The organism is Nocardia sp. NPDC049737, assembly GCF_040674755.1.
In the GTDB taxonomy this organism is placed as follows: Bacteria; Actinomycetota; Actinomycetes; order Mycobacteriales; family Mycobacteriaceae; genus Nocardia.
In genome coordinates this window covers 1-18793 of the sequence record NZ_JBFANH010000035.1, presented here as the reverse complement: position 1 = coordinate 18793, position 18793 = coordinate 1, and the positions used below count along the sequence as shown (strand labels likewise).

The window sequence follows — 18793 nt, the reverse complement described above, 5'->3', positions numbered from 1 at the left end:
GACGCCACCGCTGCCGGATCCATCGACGCGGCGTCCGGAACCCAAGCCCGGACTGCTGGAACCATTGACCGGCTTCGCGGTCACCTTCCTGACCATGTTCAAAAAGCCCAATACCGAGTCCTATCCGGAACAGAAGGTGCCGACCGCGCCCCGCTATCACGGCCGCCATCAGCTCAATCGGTATTCGGATGGTCTGGAGAAATGCATCGGCTGCGAGCTGTGCGCGTGGGCCTGCCCTGCGGATGCGATCTATGTCGAGGGCGCGGATAACACCGAGACCGAACGCTTTTCGCCCGGCGAGCGCTACGGGCAGGTCTATCAGATCAACTATCTGCGCTGTATCGGCTGCGGATTGTGCATCGAGGCGTGCCCGACCAGGGCGCTGACCATGACCAACGAGTACGAGATGGTCGATGACAACCGCGCCGATCTGATCTACGAGAAGGACCGGCTACTGGCCCCGCTGCAGCAAGGTATGACCGCACCACCGCACGCCATGTATCCCGGTGCGACGGAAGGCGATTACTACCGCGGCAATGTTCCCGGCGGTGACAGCGGTTCCGATCCCAGGGAGCCCGCCGCGGCGGGCGCGGAAGGAGGCGCGCGGTGAGTCAATTCATCCTGGCCGCCCAAACATTAGCCGGAGAGCCACTGACCCACACCTCCACCGGCGAGACCGTCCAATTCTGGATCCTCGGCCCGCTCGCCGTCATCGCCGCGTTCGGCATGGTATTCGCGCGTAAGGCCGTACATTCGGCGATCTGCCTGGCCGCCACCATGATCGTGCTCGCCACCTTCTACATGGCCCAGGATGCACTGTTCCTCGGCGTCGTGCAGATCGTCGTCTACACCGGCGCGGTCATGATGCTGTTCCTGTTCGTGCTCATGCTGGTCGGCGTCGACTCCCCCGAATCGCTCGGGGAAACCCTACGCGGGCAGCGGCTCTCGGCTGCCGCGGTCGGACTCGGCTTCGGGCTGCTGCTGATCAGCGGTATCGCCAACGGCATCCGCAACTCCGGAATCACCTATCCGGCAAAGGGCTTCGCCTATAAAGACGCGATCGGCCAACTCGCCGAACTGATCTTCGTCCGATATGTGTGGGCCTTCGAACTCACCGGCGCACTGCTCATCACAGCCACGATCGGCGCGATGATCCTGGCGCACCGGGAGAGTTTCGGGCCGCGCCTGGATCAGCGGGAACTCTCGCGTCGCCGCTTCCGCAGCGCCTACGATCCGGCCCGTCCCTCCGAGCGCGCCACCCCGCTGCCGACACCCGGTGTGTACGCCAGGCACAACGCCGTCGATATTCCGGCACGGCTGCCGGATGGATCCTTCGAGGAGCTGTCGGTCAGCACCATCCTGCGGCACCGCCGCACCAGGGCGCTCACCGAAGCGGCGGTCATCTCGGTCGGTACGACCCCGACCTTCGCCGCCGAGGCCAACGAGCCCGAAACCCCCGCCCGCGAGGCAGACGAGGAAGGCAAGCGGTGAATCCTGAGAACTACCTGTTCCTGTCCGCCCTGCTGTTCACCATCGGCGCGGCCGGTGTGCTGCTGCGGCGCAACGCCATTGTGGTGTTCATGTGCATCGAGCTGATGCTCAATGCGGTGAATCTCGCCTTCGTCACCTTCGCCAGGCTGCATTCGAATCTGGACGGTCAGGTGTTCGCATTCTTCACCATGGTGGTCGCCGCGGCCGAAGTCGTCGTCGGACTCGCCATCATCATGACCATCTTCCGCACCCGCCGTTCGACCTCGGTCGACGACGCCAACCTGCTGAAGTTCTGACGTGGATACCGCAACGCTCTGGGTGCTGCCCGCACTGCCGCTGGCCGGTGCTGTCGTCTTGCTGCTGGTCGGACGCTTCAGCGACAGGTGGGGGCATCTGCTCGGCTGTGCCACCGCGCTGGCCTCGTTCGGCTTCGCCGTCGTCGCCTTCTTCCACATGCTCGACCGTGATGATGCCGCCCGCGCAGTCCACAAGGACTTTTTCAGCTGGGTGCCGGTCGACGGGTTGCAGGTGGACTTCAGCCTCCAATTGGACCAGCTGTCGGTGTGTTTCGCGCTGCTGATCACCGGCGTGGGATCGCTGATCCACATCTATTCCGTCGGCTATATGAACCACGATCCAGGACGGCGACGGTTCTTCGCCTACCTGAATCTGTTCCTGGCGGCCATGCTGCTGCTGGTGCTGGCGGACAACTACCTGGTGCTGTATCTCGGCTGGGAGGGTGTGGGTCTGGCCTCCTATCTGCTGATCGGGTTCTGGTACCACAAGCCGACCGCGGCGACGGCGGCCAAGAAGGCATTCGTGGTCAACCGGGTCGGCGATATGGGGCTGGCGATCGCGATGTTCACCATGTTCGCGACCTTCGGTTCGATCGACTTCGGCTCGGTTTTCGCGACCGCGCCGCAGGCTGGGGAGGGCACGCTCACCGCAATCGGGTTGTTGTTGCTGCTGGCCGCGTGCGGTAAGTCCGCGCAGGTGCCGCTGCAGTCCTGGCTCGGGGACGCGATGGAGGGTCCGACACCGGTCTCCGCGCTCATCCACGCGGCCACCATGGTGACGGCGGGTGTGTATCTGATCGCGCGCTCCGGACCGATTTTCGATCTCGCGCCCAATGCGCGACTCGGGGTTGTACTGGTAGGGGCGGTGACGCTGCTGTTCGGTGCGATCGTCGGCTGCGCGAAGGACGACATCAAGAAGGCGCTGGCGGCATCCACCATGAGCCAGATCGGGTACATGGTGTTGGCCGCAGGCCTCGGCCCGGCCGGATACGCGATCGCCATCATGCATCTGCTCACCCACGGCTTCTTCAAGGCCGGGCTGTTCCTCGGTGCCGGTTCGGTCATGCACGCGATGGACGACGAGACCGATATGCGCCGCTACGGCGGACTACGCAAACTGCTGCCGGTCACTTACATCACCTTCGGGCTCGGCTATTTGGCGATCATCGGCGTGCCGCCGTTCGCCGGATTCTTCTCCAAGGATCGGATCATCGAGGCGGCGTTCAACCAAGGCGGCGCAAGCGGTTTGGCATTGGGCGCGGTGACGCTGCTGGGTGCCGGGCTGACCGCGTTCTACATGACGCGCGTGATGATGATGACGTTCTTCGGCGAGCGTCGCTGGAAACCAGATACCCATCCGCACGAGGCACCAGCGGTGATGACCGGGCCGATGATTCTGCTCGCGATCGGTTCGGTGGCCGCGGGTGGGCTGTTCGTTCTCGGGTCGTCGCTGCAGAACTGGCTCGAACCCGTTGTCGGGGCGCATCACGGCGAGGAGGTCGTGCCCGCGGGCGTGGTGACCGTCCTGGCGCTGCTCGTGGTCGCCGTCGGAATCGGCTTCGCCTACAACCAGTTCGCGCAGCGTGAGATTCCCGAGACCGCGCCGGAGGCGGCATCCGCGTTGACGGTCGCGGCCCGCAAGGACCTCTACGGAGATGCGTTCAACGAGGGCGTATTCATGCGTCCCGGTGCGTATCTGACTCGGTCGCTGGTCTTCCTCGACAATCGCGGCATCGACGGCATCGTCAACGGGACCGCCGCACTGATCGGCGGACTGTCCGGGCGCATCCGGAAGGTGCAGTCCGGGTTCGTGCGGTCCTATGCCCTGTCCATGTTCACCGGCGCGGCACTGGTGGCCGCCGCCCTGCTGGCAGTGAGGCTCTGGTGAGTGACTATCCCTGGTTGACCACGCTGTGGTTATTGCCCGTCGCCGGCGCGGTGGTGGTGCTGCTGTTGCCCGCGTCGCGGCGCACCCTGGCGCGCGGGCTGGCATTCGGTGTCGCATTGGCGGTGCTGGTGCTCGGCATCGTTTTGGCCGTGCGCTTCGAACCCGGTGGGGCGCAGTATCAGTTCGTCGAATCGCACGAGTGGATTCCGGCCTTCGGCGCGGGTTACACACTCGGGTTGGACGGGATCGCGCTGGTGTTGGTGCTGCTCACCGCGGCGCTGGTGCCGCTGCTGATCCTGGCCGGGTGGAACGATGAGCGTGAGGTCGGCAGCGGGCGGCGGGTGTCGCACACCTATGTCGCGTTGACGCTGCTCGTCGAGGCGATGGTGCTGATTTCCTTTGTCTCGCTCGACATTCTGCTGTTCTACGTGTTCTTCGAGGCGATGCTCGTCCCGATGTACTTCCTCATCGGCGGATTCGGGCCGCGCAGTGCCGATCTCGCGCATCGCCAGCAGCGCTCACGGGCGGCGGTGAAATTCCTGTTGTACAACCTGTTCGGCGGTCTGATCATGTTGGCCGCGGTGATCGGGCTGTATGTGCTCACCGCGCGGCAGGGACTCGGATCCGGATCGTCGGGCACCTTCGATTTCCGCACCGTGGTGATTGCGGCCAATGCCGGACAGCTCGGCGCCGGCCCGGCCGTGTTGAATGCCCTCTTCCTCGGGTTCATGTTCGCCTTCGCGGTGAAGGCACCGCTGTGGCCGTTGCACACCTGGCTGCCGGATGCGGCGGTGGCGGCGACGCCGTCGAGTGCGGTGCTGATGATGGCGGTGGTCGACAAGGTCGGCACCTTCGGCATGTTGCGCTACTGCCTGCTGCTGTTCCCGGATGCCGCGGGAACCTATGCGCCCCTGGTGATTACGCTCGCGGTGGTCGGCATCATCTACGGCGCGCTGCTGGCCATTGGACAGACCGATGTGATGCGGCTGATCGCCTATACCTCGATCTCGCACTTCGGATTCATCATTCTCGGCATCTTCGCGATGACCAGTCAGGGGCAGACCGGGGCCACCCTCTACATGGTCAATCACGGCATCTCGACAGCGGCACTGTTCCTGATCGCGGGATTCCTGGTGTCGCGCAGGGGTACTCGGGCCATCGCCGCCTACGGCGGGGTGCAGAAGGTGGCGCCGGTGCTGGCGGGCACCTTCTTGATCGCCGGTCTCGCCACCCTGTCGCTGCCGGGACTTGCGCCGTTCATCAGCGAATTCCTGGTGCTACTCGGCACATTCACGCGCTACGGATTCGCCGCGGTGATCGCGACCGGGGCGTTGGTGTTGGCGGCGCTTTATGTGCTGTGGATGTACCAGCGGATGATGACCGGTCCGGTCAAGGAGGGCAACGAGCGGCTCTATGATCTGGTGCCGCGCGAGGTGGCGGTGGTGGTGCCGTTGATCGCGGCACTGCTGTTCCTCGGTATCTATCCGAAACCGGTGCTGGAGTTCATCAATCCCGCAGTGGGTCAGACGCTCACCACCATCGGCGTCCACGATCCCGCGCCGAAGACGCCCGCGATCCCCGCAGCGGGGGCCGATCACGGAGGTGGCCACAAATGAGCAGTCTGCTCGCGGCAAGTATGCCCGCGCCGAGTATCGAATACGCAAAGTTGTCGCCGATGCTGATCGTGTTCGGGGTGGCGGTGGTCGGGGTGCTCGTCGAGGCGTTCGCGCCGCGCCACCACCGGTATGCCATCCAGGTGCCGCTCGGGCTGGCCGGGTTGGTCGCGGCACTGGTGGCGGTGCTGCGGTTGTCCGGGACCAAGGCGACCGTGATGGTGGGTGCGGTGGCGATCGACGGTGTGACACTGTTTCTTCAGGGCACGATTCTGGTGGTGTCGATTCTGGCGCTGCTGTTCATGGCCGAGCGCGGTGCGCAGCCGCGGCCGCAGGTACGTTCCGGTCCTGGGACGTGGAGTGTGGCCGCGGCCGCCGTCGGCGGTGCGGTGGACGCGTTCACCCCGCAGGCCTCCGCGGTGCCCGGTAGTGCGGGGGAAATCGCCGCGGTCCGTGCGGGTATCGCGACCACCGAGGTGTTCCCGCTGGCCATGCTCGCAATCGGTGGACTGATGCTGTTTCCCGCGTCCAATGATCTGCTGACCATGTTCGTGGCGTTGGAAGTTTTGTCGCTGCCGCTGTATCTGCTGTGCGGGCTGGCGCGGCGCAAGCGACTGCTCTCGCAGGAAGCGTCGCTGAAATACTTTCTGCTCGGGGCGTTTTCGTCCGCGTTCTTCCTCTACGGCGTTGCGCTGCTTTACGGGCAGGCGGGGACGGTCAAGCTCGGTGGGATCGCCGATGCGATAACCCAGCATCCGCAGAACAGCACCTTGGCATTGCTCGGGGTGGGGCTGCTGGCCGTGGGGTTGCTGTTCAAGATCGGTGCGGTGCCGTTCCAGTCCTGGGTGCCGGATGTGTATCAGGGCGCGCCGAGTTCGGTGACCGGCTTCATGGCCGCGGCGACGAAGATCGCGGCAGTCGGTGCGCTGTTGCGGGTGCTGCAGATCGCGGTGCCCGGTCTGCGTGACGACTGGCGTCCGGTGCTCGCCGCCATTGCCATCGCGACCATGGTGATCGGCGCGATCATGGCGATTACCCAGACCGACGTCAAGCGCATGCTCGCCTACTCCTCCGTCGCGCATGCCGGATTCATCCTGACCGGTCTCGCCGCGGCGAATGCGGCCGGTACCTCGGCCATCCTGTTCTATTTGTTGGCCTACGGCCTCGGCACGCTCGGCGCGTTCGCGGTCGTCAGCCTGGTCCGGGATGCCGAAGGTGACGAAGCTACCGCCATGTCCCAGTGGGCGGGCCTCGGCCGCCGCTCCCCCTGGCTGGCAACAATTTTCGCCCTCTTCCTGCTCTCGTTCGCGGGCCTGCCCCTCACCGGTGGCTTCGTCGCGAAGTTCGCGGTCTTCCAGGCCGCCGCTTCCGGCGATGCTGCCTATCTGGTCATCGTCGGTGTCATCTCCAGCGCCATCGCCGCCTTCTTCTACATCCGCGTCATCGTCTTGATGTTCTTCACCGACCCACCCGCCGACGCCCCGACCGTCGCCTCCCCGTTCCTCACCACCACGGTCGTCGCATTCACCGCGGGCGCGACCGTCCTGCTCGGTATCGTCCCGCAAATGCTGCTCGACTTGTCCGACCGCGCATCAACTTTCGTTCGCTGACCTCCGACTACACGGGTAAGGGCAGTGCATTGCTGCGCCGCCCTCCACTCAGGTCACGACGGGATGGCTTCGTGTTGGACACCGCCGCAGGAGAAGGACACCGCCGCAGGAGAAGAAGGGCCTCCGCGACATGCTCGCCACCTGCCTGAAGGCGGCGCGCTAGCCGTACGAGCGGCTCACGAAACCGTCAGGTCGAACCAGCACCGTCCCGTACGGCCAGCCGTCCACCAGGTGCACCGGAATGTCGGCCTCCACGTCGGGATCGGCCGTGAGTACGCACCACTGCGATCCGACGAGATCCAGCGTGGACACCCCGTCGGTCACCCACATGTGCGGCAGGCGGGATCCCGGGGACCCGTCGAGGTCGAGGGCGACGTCCTCGGTGGAGGGGAGCTCCGCACCGCCATACCGGTAGCCCATGTGCACCACCGGCGCGTTTATCGCCCCCGCTGCCTTGCGCGCCTGTGCCATGCCCTTTCCCCAGTGCAGGGACGGATCGTTGAACCGCAGGCGCGCCTGCTCCATCGTCATGAGGGCCACTGGATGGCGTTCGGCGTGATAAGTCTCCAGCAGCTCGGGTCCGGCCTCGCCGCGCAGCACGTGCGCGAGCTTCCACGCCAGGTTGTGCGCGTCGGCGACGCCGGCGTTCAGCCCGAACGCGCCCAGTGGGGGGATGGCGTGCGCCGCGTCGCCCACCAGGAAGACCCGCCCGACGGAGAGCCGGTCGGCCACCTGGCCGCGCCCCCGGAACCTCAGCACACTGCGGATCTCCACCTCGATCGACGGGTCGCCGACCGCGGTGCGGATGAGGTCGGGAGTCGGCTCGGTGTCGAGGCGGGTGAGGAACACCCACTCGCGTTCGCCGTCGACGGTCACCAGCAGGCCGGTCGCGTCCGGATGCTCGATATTGCACATTGCGAACGGCTTGCGCGGCCGCAGATCAGCGCGGAACAGGACGCTCGTCGTCTCCTGACCGATCGCACCGGGACCGGTGAGGCCGATGCCGAGGATCTGCCGGACCCGGCTCCGCACCCCGTCGGCCGCCACCAGATAGCGCGCCCGCACGACACGCCCGTCGGACAGGGTCGCCGTGACGCCGTCGGAGTCCTGCTCGAAGGAGTCGAGCGCCAGCCCGAACTTCACGTCGCCAGCCTTGGTGATCAGCACGCGGTCGAGCCGGTTCTGTGCGCAGGTGCCGCGGATCCGAGCTGGTGTGTAGATGAGCTCGGCCGCGATTTTCGTCTTCCACTCCGCGCCTTCGGTGAAGTCGGCCTCTGCGAGCGTGCGCCCTCTGATCTTCCCCGCCCGCAAGTCGACCGCGGCCTCGTTGACCGCGTGCTCCAGGCCGACCTCGCGCAGGATCTCCAACGTCCGCGACCCGATGCCGGTGGCCCTGGGGTGGGGCGAGAGCTCCGGCTTCTCCTCGACGACGAGGGGCTTGACGCCGTGGTGGCGCAGCAGCACCGCGAGCATCAGCCCGACGGATCCGCCGCCCGCGATCAAAACATCCGTGGATGCAGTCTGCCCATTCATGAGTCGCCCTTCGATACAGTGAATTATCAAATACACTGTATCGAACTGTCCGATGTATCGTCAGCGGCATGTTGGTGTGGGAGAGGCCGGAGCCACCGAATCGACCAGTGCCGGCCCCGCTGAGCCGGGAGCGAATCATACGAGCGGCGATCCAGCTGGCCGACGCGGACGGAGGACTACCGGCGGTGTCGCTACGTAAGGTTGCCGCCGCACTGGACGTCGGGCCGATGCGGCTGTACGGCTACATCGCCACCAAGGAGGAATTGCTCGACCTGATGGTCGATTCGGTCTACGCCGAGATCCGGCCGGCCGGCGACGGTTGGCGAGAGGTGTTGCGCTCCCTCGCCGAAACCACCCGACAGGCCGCTCATCAACACGAATGGTTCGCCGACCTGATCGGTGGGCGACCCCAGCTCGGGCCGCACGCGCTAGCCAGAGGAGAGGCTGTGGTGGCCGCGATGGACGGCATCGACGTGGACATCGTCATGCCGGTGGTCGACGCGGTCAATGCGTACGTGGTCGGGGCGGTGCGTCGGGAGATCGCCGAGCGGCGCGCCGAGCGGGCCACCGGGATGAACGAGAAGCAGTGGCAGGCCGGCTTCGGGCCTTATCTCGAGCGAACCTTCGCCACCGGCCGATTCCCCGCGCTGTCCACGGTCATACGCGACGCCGCCCACCTGGACGCCGACCAAACCTTCCGCACCGGCCTCGACTTCCTCCTCGACGGCATCCAAGCCCACATCGCGAGCTGACACGCAGCCGAGGGACCAGACGCGCGCCGACCGTGGCACCAACACGGCGTTGACGCGCAGAGACGACGCGACCTCCAACTCCCGAAGCCATGGGCAAGCCATTGTCGTTGTTTTCCGCGCGGTTACTACCGGGACCTCTGCAACTCTGGTCTGCCGCCGCTGCGCATTCTCGGCCCCGCCCGGGTGATCGACACAAAGGCGATGCTGCGCTACCGGCTCGCCGGTCTAAGCAGCACCTGCGAGTACCGCACGCAACCGGACCGCGAATCCGGCTGGGTCCTCGACGAATCCGGTGTGTCCGCCGGGGAATACGGTCGGAGTCACTCCGATGGCCTGACTGAGCGCCCGCGATGTGCGGTCGCAGTGTTGGCCGGTCGATTCGGAGCCGATGCCGATTAGGATGCGGGCCGGAGTCGATTGCAGCACAGCGATATTCGGCTCCCACGTGGTGGTGCCGCGCAGTTCGTGATCGAACCAGTAGCGCTCGCTGGCCAGCTGGCGCGGGTCGCGCTCGCCGCCGAACACCTGCTGTAGCACCGGTTCCGGCATCACCATGTTGGCGTTGACCATGAACTTGCGCCATGCACCGAGCACATCGCCGCTGTGGTAGGTGGCGATGACGTCCTCGGTTCCGGCGCGCACCTGGTCGCGGTCCTCGAGCAGTTCACCCAGCGGCGGTTCGTGGGCGATCACGGTGGTGACCAGGTCCGGCTGGGATTGGGCCAGGGCCAATGCGCTCACAGCGCCGCCGCTGGAGCCGAATACCACCGCAGGGCCGATGCCGAGGTGAGTGATGAGGCAGGCCAGGTCGTCGGCGCGCAGCTGCGGTGTCGAGTCCTGTTCCGCGTCATGGAGCACGCTGCCCTGATGGCCGCGCGGGTCGGTGGTGAGCACGGTGCGGTCGGTGGCGAGCAGTTCCGCCAGCGGCGCGAAGGCCGCCGCATCCATCGGGGCGCCGACCAACACGACCAGCGGCCCGCTACCGCGCACCTCGTAGTGCAGTCGAGCCCCGGGCACGTCGAGGGTGTGCGTGGTGGCGGTCGAAGTCGGGGTCATCAAGATCTCCTCGGACAAAGTAGTCATGGTCTGCCGAGAATGTTGACCGGCATGGGCACGCGAATTAATCGGTCGGGCCAAATGTCGTCGAGTTCTCGGAGCGTCTCGGCCGCCGGCCCGCTCGGAACATGGCTGAGGCCGGCGATCCTGACCGGCCTACGTGAACGCGACGCGCTGTTCGGACTCAGCAACTCGATCTACGACTGGCACGACCGTTCGACAAGCTGTTCCTGCCAACCCTCGCCATGGTCGCCGAATTCGAAGCGAACCTGAATCATCTGCGCATCCACCGCATCATCAGCGGAACCGCACCATGGGCATAGCCCTCGCGCGATTGCCGTTCAGGCAACTTCTTCTTCCGGCGAGTCCACGAATCACCTTCTACCAGGCGACATCTCGAACTTCCTCGGATTTTCGGCGATTACTACCGGGACCCCCAGATGCGGTGTGCGTCTGCGCGTGAAACTTGCGAAACCTAGGGCTATTAGGTTATAAACTAGGCACCATAGTTTCAGGAGATGTGATGTCACCACGCGCCGGATTGACCACCGAGCGGATCACGCTGGCGGCGGCGGAGCTCGCCGATGAAGTCGGTTTCGACAACATCACCATCGCCGCGCTGGCCAGGAAGTTCGGAGTCAAGGACGCGAGCCTGTACTCGCACATCAAGAACCTCGAAGATCTGCGTAACCGGGTGGCCATGCTGGCAAGCGACGAGAAGACCGACCGCATTGCCGCGGCGGTGGCCGGGCGCGCCGGACGGGCTGCGCTCGCGGCATTTGCCGACGAGTGGCGCCGCTATGCCCTGGAACATCCCGGCCGCTATGCCGCCACCCAAATGCCGATGGACCCCGCCGTCGCCGCGGATTGGACCGGCGGATTGCGTGCCATCGACCTGACCTATGGGATGCTGCGCGCCTACGGGCTCGACGAACCCGATATCACCGATGCGGTTCGCCTGTTGCGCAGCACTTTTCACGGTTATGCCAACCTGGAGGCGAGCGGCGGCTTCGGCCACGCCCGCTCCACCGCCACATCCTGGCACCGCGTGATCGACGCCCTGCACATCACCCTCACCCATTGGCCGACCGACGAGAAAGCGAAATCGCAGTGAGATCCGAAACCCTCGAAGTTCCCGGCGCCACCTTGTATTTCGAGGTGCGCGGCCACGGCCCGGTGCTGCTCCTCCTGCCGGGCAGTGGCGGCGACGCCGGCATCTTCGACCCGATCGCCGATGCGCTCGCCGAGCACTTCACGGTCGTCGCCGCCGATCCGCGTGGCTACTCGCGCAGCGTGCTGGACGCTCCCGAACCCGTGGACCAGCGGATGGAAGTTTTCAGCGACGACGCATACCGTCTGCTCGAACACCTTACGCCCGCAGGTGAATTCGCATATGTCGCCGGTGTCAGCGGTGGCGCGGTCGTCGCGCTCGACCTGCTCGCCCGTCATCCGGAACGGCTGCGCCTGGTCGTCGCCCACGAGCCGCCGTGCTTCGCGGTCCTGCCCGATGCGCCCGCGCACCGGGCCATGGTCGAGGAGGTGGTCGAACTCGCCCGTGACCAGGGACCCGCCGTCGCGGGCGGGCGTTTCATGCAGGCGGTGGGCGTCACCTCGAAGCCGCTGCCCAATGCCGCCGAGGTCCCGGCGCGCACCGCCGAAATGCTCGGGCGGCTCATGGGTAACGCGCCGGTGATGTTCGCTCATGAACTGCGCGCGGTCACCGATTACCGGCCCGATACGGCCGCACTCGCCGCCGTCGTGGACCGCCTTGTGCTCGCCGCAGGTCGGGAAACCCGTGGCCAACTCCCCTATCGGACCGCCGAAACCCTTGCGACCGAGTTGGACCGACCGCTGGTCGAGTTCCCAGGTGGGCACAGCGGTGTGCGGGAAACCCCAACCGAATTCGCTCGTGCTCTCCTGGAAGCGCTGACGGTCCCCGCTGATCGCTGACCCACGCGGCTCCCGGTTTCCCTCAGGGGAAGCCGGACCGTGCGGGGCGGAAACGATGCTGAGCGTGCACGTTTCGTCGAGATGGGCAGATGTCGCCAGTTCCGACGGACCAGTGCGCGCTCAGCATCGTCAAGCCAATCGATCCCTCTGCACTGGAACGTATTCCGGCCGCCGCCATGCCGGAACCAAACCATATGTCGCAGCGCGCAGCACCCACTCCACCGGCCCATACGCGTGGCCGCGCAACCACCAGTGACTGAAGGCGAGCTGCGCGCCATAGGTCACCAACGCGATCCCGATGACGCCCGCCGGTGGCACATCATCTGCTAGGGCGAATCCGTAGCCGGTGTAGATCACCATCAACACCACCGACTGCATGATGTAGTTGGAGGCCGCCATCCGACCGGCCGGGGCGAGCAGCGCCATATACTGTGCGGTGCGGGCTGCTCGAGTCAGCATGATGATCCCCGCGATGTATGCGAATGTCATGAGTGGGTTGATCATTTCTTGGATCCCGTTCCAGTACGACGGCGGTTCCAGCCAACCCATCCCGTAGGAGAATGTCACCGCCGAGACCGGCAGTCCGACCGCGAGCCCGCCGATGAACACCCGAGGTGCCCAGCGGCGCAATGTCTCCTGTTCCGTGAACAGCTCGCGCCTACCGGCAGCCATCCCGATCAGGAACATCCCGAGCGCCGGAACTCCCTGGGTGATCCAGATCAGGATGATCCACAGCGGCGCCTCCGACAGCTGCATCGTGAAGGTATCACCGAAGCTGCCGGTGTAGCCCTCGTGCAATGCCAACACATCGAGCAGCTCCGCTACCTCGGTAATTCCACCGGCACCCGGCAGGAACGCCCATATCGACCACGCGAGATACAACACCGTCCCGCCGATGACCGCGACCCGCGGCTCCAACCACCGCAGCAGGATCAGAAACAGGCTCAGAAACGCGTACAGCGTCAGGATGTCGCCGATCCACAGCAGGAAAACATGTGCCAACCCGATCGCCATCAGCGCGACACAGCGTCGCAGCAGCCGCGGATTCGCCGACATCCCGGCCCGCTGTGCCGCCGCGATCTGCAGCGTGAACGAATAGCCGAACAGAAATGCGAACAACAGATAGAACCGGCCGCTGAACAGCGCCTCTAACACCGCGTTCACGAAATGGTCGAACGGGCCGTCGAAGCCGAGGCTCGGATCGTCGATGGTGCCGCCGAATGACCACAGCAGCGTGGCGACCACGACATTCACGATGAGGATCCCGAAGAGTGCGAATCCGCGGAGTATGTCGACTTCGGCTATCCGCCGCGATTCGGTTGCGTGCAGGACCGATTCGGACATGATCCGAAGGTAATGGCGCCCCCCGCGAGCTGTCGTCCTCCCCCTGACCGATTCGCGCCCTGACCGGATCCGCCACGAACAGCTACCTCCGGCGTATTGACATCACACCAGGTCGGCGACCTCCAGGTAGAGCTGCCGCTCGATGGCAATGTCGACGAGGAAGCCCTGCTGCCCGCCGACGGTATCGGTCGTATGGAAGGCCGCCACCGCGATCTCGCCGACCCGTAACCGCTGGCCCGCGAAATCTCGCTGTCCCAGGATGATCGGCTGCGCCTGATCGAATACCAACTCTGTGACATCGACCGACAGCGGGGCGCCGAGCAGGTCGGTGACGGTGCCGGGGATGAGCCGGGCCGAAACGATTTGATCGAAGCTGGGCCGCCGCCCGATCCGGTGCGCCACATACATCTTGCCGGCCCGGCCGAAGCACAGGTGAGTCAACAATTCCGCGGTGCGCAGGGGATGCGGATCGAGCTGTGTGAAGGATACGACGTGGCGCACGGTGGCTACGACGTCGCGTGCGATCACGATGCCGCGCCGGTCCAGATGGCCGCGAATCAGGTTGCCCCAGAATGTGGTTCGCGGATGATCCGCGCGCGGATCGAGGTCGACGAGCGCGAGGTCCGCTGGATCGAAGGCGTGTCCGCCGCGGAATCCGGTGCGCCGGTCGGCGCCGAGTGCCCGACTGCCGCGCTCGTCCAATTCGATGTCGAGCAGCACCTGGAAGTCGAACGGTGAGAAGAACATCGGCCGATGCGATAGGTAACAGTCGGTGCCGGTCCCGAAGACCACCATCCCGTGTGTGCCGACCGTCGGGGCCGACCGATATGGAGCCGCATATCTGGCCGTCCTGGTGAACATCCCGCTCATGGGACGCTCCTTTCTTCATCCCCGCCCATAGCCTGGCCCGAATACACCCCCTTGCCACGAGTGTCCCGCTACTCGAATCCCCCGACCCCCGCTACTCGACCTCCCGATCCGATATGTCCCGTTCAGGCTCTACGATCCTCCGATCGCGCCGCCTCAGCAATCGGTCATGACCTGGACATATGGGTCGCCGGTACATGCCCCTGGCAAAAGGCAGCGCACGGCTCGGCACCGAGATGCGCCGGCTTGGTGGGCGCAGTGGCCTGCTGACTCGGATGCGACCTCAGTTGTAAGACTTGGTGACGCTGTCGATGAGGTGTTCGAGGGTGTCGATGGTGGGCGTGTCGATCACATCGATCACGTCGCCCGGTACCGAGACGTGGTTGTCGGCGGTGACCTTGGCGAATTGGCTGGGGTCACTGGTGCGGAAACCGTGTGCGGCGGCCAGACGCTGCAGGTCCGGATCGGCGGCCAGCAGTCGTCCGATGCGATCACCGGACGCGGTGAGTGGCACCAGAGTGTGCTGGGAGACCACGGTCGGGGACGGGTAGGTCAGCACCATGCCGGGTTTGATCTGGCCGCGCACGGCCGCCTCGACGAACTGGGCCTCGTAGATCCAGACCATCGGTGTCGGGCCCACACCCGCCGCGAGGTACTCGCGGAACGGGCCGTCGGTGGAGTTCTCGGTGTAGCCCTGGCGCACGAACAGCCGCGACACCGTGGGCAGCACGGCCTGCTCGGCGGCCGGACCCTGCACGATGGTGTTGTCATTAGCGACGTGGCTGGCGATGGCCAGGTACATAGCGGCGGAGTTGGAGGTCCGCGGGTCGGTCGTGGAGACCAGGATGTTCTTGTGCACCGGGTAGACGGTGTTGTCGCGAAGTTTGTCCCATTCCACATCGTTGCGCACGAGTTCGAGGTACCGAGCCATGTCGAAGGTCGGGACCGGCCCCGGACGCACCACGCCTACCGCGGTCAGCAGGTCGGCGATGGGCTGGAAGGTCGCGATCGCCATGGGTGAAGAGAACGGCGTGTACTTGGTGCTGATATTGCGCGCCCGCTGAATCCGTTCCGCCGCAGGCGCACTCGACGGAAAGGCGAAGTCGTACTTCCCGAGATCAATGGAGGTCGCGATCTGTCGCGATCCGGCCGGATCGACCTGCGCCTTGACGCCCTTGCGGGCCAAGGCATCCACGACGCGCGGGTCTTCGAAGAAGGCCATCTTCTCCGAGCCGACCACGCCGTGCACGGTGGTCAGCGCTGCTGTCGCGCTGGCCGGAGCGGGCTGGTCGGGCTGGCGCGCCGCGACGGCGATGACCAACGCGAGAACAACGACCAGAGCCGCCGCCGCGAGTCCCATGAGCCGCTTGTCCGCGGCGAATTCGCGGCCAGCCGTGCGGATTCGGCCGATCCCCCGCGCCGGGTCGGGCTGTTGGATCGGATCCGGTTGCGCTGCAACCTTTTCCGCCTCGGCCTGTTTTGTCGAGACCTCGAGTTCCCTGCGCGCGATTCGCTCGATCAGAATCGGAACGAATTCCCGCACCGGATGGCCCGCGAACCGCTGCCGCGCTGTACCCACTACGCTTTCGACCTGATCGGCCGGGTAGTCGTCGACCAGGCGGTCGGTCAACCGCTGAATTGCCTGCTCTTCGCGGACAGTAACGACACCCACCACAGTCTCCTCGGCGTCACATCGATCTTCGGTCGCGACGGCACCCACCCCGTCCGCGCCGCCGAACCCTACCGAAATTTTCGACCGGGATGACACTGGCGAAACCCCCATCCTTGGCGGGTGAATCCCACTTCGACTGTGGCCGTAGACTTCCGCCACTCACCGCTACATGCCGCCCCTGCCCAGGTCAGGGCGGAAATCGCAGCCCGGCTGCCGGGTCGTCGATGGTCGGCCTCACCCCGAAACGTCGCCGAATTCGCGCCGAAAGTTCAACGGGCCATTCACCTTTCGACACTAAACGTTGTCCACAAGTTTCCAGCTTCGCCCGCGCGTCGCGCCCGACACAAGCCGTTCCTCTTTCCGCCCATGCCTGGGCATGCCAGGCATCGATATAGGACGGTAGGTGGCGAGCGTGAGGTTTTGGGCTGCAAGCCATTCCAGGAATGCCGTCGCCTCCGCTGATTTACGGTGCGATCATCGCCTGGATGTCGGGCAGGTTGCCGATCCGCTGGGTCGTCGGTCGGCCGGGGGCGTCGAGTTGGGGTGAACCGGTCGCGCGCAGTCGCGCCCGTACCTCGGATGGTGTTTTGCGCCCGGCGGCTGCGGCGGCCAAGCCTTGGTAGCTGGCGATGGAGCCGACGATGATCGGGGATGCGCTGGAGGTTCCGCTGAAAGTGTCGGTGTACCAGTAGTCTTCGTCGGCGCCGCCCTGCAGATCGCCGTATCCGGTGGTGGTGACTTCGAGGCCCCAGCCTTGTGCGTCGACACGGGATCCGTAGTTGGAGAAGGCAAGTCGCGAACGTGCGGGTCCATGGTCGCGGCCGTGGAATCCGGGTGGTGGTGCGCCGGCGCCGACCAGGATGGCGCCGGAGTCGGCGGCGCCGCCACGGAACGGGTTGCGCCACGAGGTCGGAAAGTCGGTGGGGCGGGTGTCGTACAAGGCGCTGTCGAGGTCTTCCGAACCGTTGCCTGCCGCGCCCACCACGATGACGCCGCGTCCGATCGCGTAGCGGATGGCCGCCCAGTCGTCGGGCCACCATTCGATCGCGATGTATCCAGCCTGGTCCTCGCGGTTCTGGAAGTTGTGGCGCGGTCCGGGCCGGTGCAGTTCGAGCAGGATGATGTCGCCTGCGCTCAGTGCGTCGGCAGCAGTGCGGATGGCTGCCGCGGACCCCGCGTCGAATACCGAGACCGCGCGGATGGCGGCATCGGCGGCGATCCCGGTGATACCGAAGGTGTTCAGATCACCGCTGATCTCCCCGGCCACCGCTGTGCCGTGATTGCGCCAGCCCGCATCCGTCGACGGCGCACCGCCGATCACTCCCCCCTGATTCGCCAGCAGGTCTTCGTGGGTGAATCGCCACGCGCCCTCCACGTCCACGATGCGCACGCCCGCGCCGCGACCACCGGGTTGGGTCCAGGCCCAGCGCGCGTTCACACCTTGCGGCGCGGCATCCAGATAACCTTGCCGGGCTTCGAAATTCGGCGTCACGGGCGGCGCGTCCGCCAGGCGACGGGCCGCGATATCGGCCAGTACGACCGGTGGCGCGATCGGCGGTTCCGCGGGCGGTTTGATATAGGCCGCCTCGACCGCGTCATCGGCACGCAGTCGGTCCGCGAGCGCCTCGAGTTCATCCCTGACTCCGCGCACGGCGAAGTAGCGCAGATATTCCGCGCCCACTTCCTCCTGAGCGGTACCCGCGATCCGCCGCGGCAATCGATTGGGCGGCCCGAAGATGCGTACCGGCGCACCGCCTTCCGGCAGTAGTTCGACCAGCCGCGATTGCGCCGCGAGACTCTCGCGCACCGCATTCGGATCGATACCCGCCCGGGCACCGTGGGTGACGACGATCAGTTCCGAACCACTATCGGTACGCACCATGACGACAGTTAACCCGTCCCATGACCATCGCGCCAGCGCGATCGAACGCCAACTCGGGTGTGCGCCAGTTCAGTTCGGCGCCGCCGGAATGTGCGCGGACCGCGTAACCGGGTGGACCTCGCCGCGTCCGCGCGCGACCGTGAGAATTTCCAGCATGCCGATCACGATCGCGCAGCCACCCGCAGCCATGCCGAGTACGTCCAGCGAATCGAACGGCAGGGCGATCATGATGAATCCCACCATCATGGTCAGCAGCCCGAACATCTCTTGCCAGCCACCCTCAGGCAACCCCTCGGCCCAGACCGCCACCGTTGCCTGCACGATCCCGCGCACGGCCCAGCCGAGACCGATCCACACCGCGAGCAGCAGGATCGAATTCGCACTGTGGAACGCCATCACGGCCAATGCGATCGAGACGGCGCCGCTGAATAATACGAACGTCCGCAGCGCCGCGCCGAACCGGGCGTCTATCGCGATGATCAGCTGTATCGCACTACTCAATAGTAGATAGAGCCCGAACAACAACTCCGCCATCGGCTCGGTCTTGTCCGGCCACACGGCGATCAGCACTCCGAGAACCACCGAGCCGATACCCGCGACAAATACAGCCAGCCGCACTCCGTCGGCAAGCGAACCCCCACGACCCGCACTCTCGTTTTCGGGCATAGCTCCATAGTATGGCCAGAGGATGCGGATAACCGAATGTTTGCTTTCGGGTCGCGATATTTCTACGCCGGCTGAGCGTGTCGCGGTGCATTGCGCATGTGCACGAGTGTCCCGACACCGCAGGCGATGACCGTCCCGACCACAAGCGTCAGCGGCATGTGTCGGGCAAGCAG

Annotated in this window: 16 protein-coding genes; 9 read left to right on the top strand and 7 right to left on the bottom strand. The window is 65.7% G+C overall.

Annotated elements, in window-relative coordinates; genetic code table 11:
- Nucleotides 1-10: 10 nt before the first annotated feature.
- The 6 genes from nuoI to nuoN are packed head-to-tail and all read left to right on the top strand — an operon-like array spanning nt 11 to nt 6898.
- A complete protein-coding gene (gene nuoI, locus AB0J47_RS35295) occupies nt 11-610 on the top strand; it encodes an NADH-quinone oxidoreductase subunit NuoI (protein ID WP_364356662.1) in 600 nt (199 codons plus the stop codon).
- The gene (locus tag AB0J47_RS35290; RefSeq protein WP_364356470.1) at nt 607-1491 is read left to right on the top strand and encodes an NADH-quinone oxidoreductase subunit J; all 885 of its coding nucleotides are present in this window, start codon (nt 607-609) and stop codon (nt 1489-1491) included. The genes nuoI and AB0J47_RS35290 overlap by 4 nt, the downstream gene beginning before the upstream one ends.
- A complete protein-coding gene (gene nuoK, locus AB0J47_RS35285) occupies nt 1488-1787 on the top strand; it encodes an NADH-quinone oxidoreductase subunit NuoK (protein WP_062982135.1) in 300 nt (99 codons plus the stop codon). Before AB0J47_RS35290 ends, nuoK begins: the two co-directional genes overlap by 4 nt.
- 1 nt (nt 1788) lies before the next feature.
- Nucleotides 1789-3675, top strand: coding sequence for an NADH-quinone oxidoreductase subunit L (gene nuoL / locus AB0J47_RS35280; protein ID WP_364356466.1), 1887 nt, complete (start codon nt 1789-1791; stop codon nt 3673-3675).
- A complete protein-coding gene (locus tag AB0J47_RS35275) occupies nt 3672-5291 on the top strand; it encodes an NADH-quinone oxidoreductase subunit M (RefSeq protein ID WP_364356463.1) in 1620 nt (539 codons plus the stop codon). Before nuoL ends, AB0J47_RS35275 begins: the two co-directional genes overlap by 4 nt.
- Complete coding sequence (gene nuoN / locus AB0J47_RS35270; protein WP_364356460.1) at nt 5288-6898, top strand: NADH-quinone oxidoreductase subunit NuoN; 1611 nt, start codon at nt 5288-5290, stop codon at nt 6896-6898. Before AB0J47_RS35275 ends, nuoN begins: the two co-directional genes overlap by 4 nt.
- Nucleotides 6899-7057: 159 nt before the next feature.
- Here the strand turns inward: nuoN and AB0J47_RS35265 are convergent, their stop codons facing one another.
- Nucleotides 7058-8431: an FAD-dependent monooxygenase gene (locus AB0J47_RS35265; RefSeq protein ID WP_364356457.1), complete on the bottom strand. Its 1374-nt coding sequence runs from the start codon at nt 8429-8431 to the stop codon at nt 7058-7060.
- A gap of 185 nt (nt 8432-8616) precedes the next feature.
- Here AB0J47_RS35265 and AB0J47_RS35260 point away from each other — a divergent pair, with 185 nt between their 5' ends.
- Entirely contained in the window at nt 8617-9183 is a 567-nt protein-coding gene (locus tag AB0J47_RS35260; RefSeq protein ID WP_364356454.1) for a TetR/AcrR family transcriptional regulator C-terminal domain-containing protein, read from the top strand.
- A gap of 225 nt (nt 9184-9408) precedes the next feature.
- Here the strand turns inward: AB0J47_RS35260 and AB0J47_RS35255 are convergent, their stop codons facing one another.
- Nucleotides 9409-10239: an alpha/beta hydrolase gene (locus tag AB0J47_RS35255; protein ID WP_364356451.1), complete on the bottom strand. Its 831-nt coding sequence runs from the start codon at nt 10237-10239 to the stop codon at nt 9409-9411.
- Nucleotides 10240-10762: 523 nt separating this feature from the next.
- Between AB0J47_RS35255 and AB0J47_RS35250 the strand changes: the two genes are divergently transcribed.
- On the top strand, nt 10763-11353 hold the full coding sequence (locus AB0J47_RS35250; protein WP_364356448.1) for a WHG domain-containing protein: 591 nt from the start codon (nt 10763-10765) through the stop codon (nt 11351-11353).
- Nucleotides 11350-12189 (top strand): alpha/beta hydrolase, encoded by an 840-nt coding sequence (locus tag AB0J47_RS35245; RefSeq protein ID WP_364356445.1) that lies wholly within the window; start codon nt 11350-11352, stop codon nt 12187-12189. Before AB0J47_RS35250 ends, AB0J47_RS35245 begins: the two co-directional genes overlap by 4 nt.
- Before the next feature lie 129 nt (nt 12190-12318).
- Here the strand turns inward: AB0J47_RS35245 and AB0J47_RS35240 are convergent, their stop codons facing one another.
- The 5 genes from AB0J47_RS35240 to AB0J47_RS35220 form a co-directional block, all read right to left on the bottom strand.
- Complete coding sequence (locus tag AB0J47_RS35240; protein ID WP_364356442.1) at nt 12319-13533, bottom strand: DUF418 domain-containing protein; 1215 nt, start codon at nt 13531-13533, stop codon at nt 12319-12321.
- Between the two features lie 102 nt (nt 13534-13635).
- A complete protein-coding gene (locus tag AB0J47_RS35235) occupies nt 13636-14403 on the bottom strand; it encodes a hypothetical protein (protein WP_364356439.1) in 768 nt (255 codons plus the stop codon).
- A gap of 280 nt (nt 14404-14683) precedes the next feature.
- Nucleotides 14684-16072, bottom strand: coding sequence for a three-helix bundle dimerization domain-containing protein (locus tag AB0J47_RS35230; RefSeq protein WP_364356436.1), 1389 nt, complete (start codon nt 16070-16072; stop codon nt 14684-14686).
- A gap of 463 nt (nt 16073-16535) precedes the next feature.
- Nucleotides 16536-17954 carry a S8 family serine peptidase gene (locus AB0J47_RS35225; protein WP_364356433.1) on the bottom strand — a complete coding sequence of 473 codons (1419 nt, stop codon included), beginning with the start codon at nt 17952-17954 and terminating at the stop codon, nt 16536-16538.
- 69 nt (nt 17955-18023) lie between these two features.
- Nucleotides 18024-18620, bottom strand: a complete 597-nt coding sequence (locus AB0J47_RS35220; RefSeq protein WP_364356430.1) for a DUF308 domain-containing protein — start codon at nt 18618-18620, stop codon at nt 18024-18026.
- Nucleotides 18621-18793: the final 173 nt, after the last annotated feature.

Excerpts from the sequence above, each read along its gene's own strand:
- AB0J47_RS35265 (WP_364356457.1), bottom strand. The coding sequence starts at position 8,431 with ATGAATGGGCAGACTGCATCCACGGATGTTTTGATCGCGGGCGGCGGA.
- AB0J47_RS35225 (WP_364356433.1), bottom strand. The coding sequence starts at position 17,954 with ATGGTGCGTACCGATAGTGGTTCGGAACTGATCGTCGTCACCCACGGT.
- AB0J47_RS35235 (WP_364356439.1), bottom strand. The coding sequence starts at position 14,403 with ATGAGCGGGATGTTCACCAGGACGGCCAGATATGCGGCTCCATATCGG.
- AB0J47_RS35240 (WP_364356442.1), bottom strand. The coding sequence starts at position 13,533 with ATGTCCGAATCGGTCCTGCACGCAACCGAATCGCGGCGGATAGCCGAA.
- AB0J47_RS35255 (WP_364356451.1), bottom strand. The coding sequence starts at position 10,239 with ATGACCCCGACTTCGACCGCCACCACGCACACCCTCGACGTGCCCGGG.
- AB0J47_RS35220 (WP_364356430.1), bottom strand. The coding sequence starts at position 18,620 with ATGCCCGAAAACGAGAGTGCGGGTCGTGGGGGTTCGCTTGCCGACGGA.
- nuoN (WP_364356460.1), top strand. The coding sequence starts at position 5,288 with ATGAGCAGTCTGCTCGCGGCAAGTATGCCCGCGCCGAGTATCGAATAC.
- AB0J47_RS35250 (WP_364356448.1), top strand. The coding sequence starts at position 10,763 with ATGTCACCACGCGCCGGATTGACCACCGAGCGGATCACGCTGGCGGCG.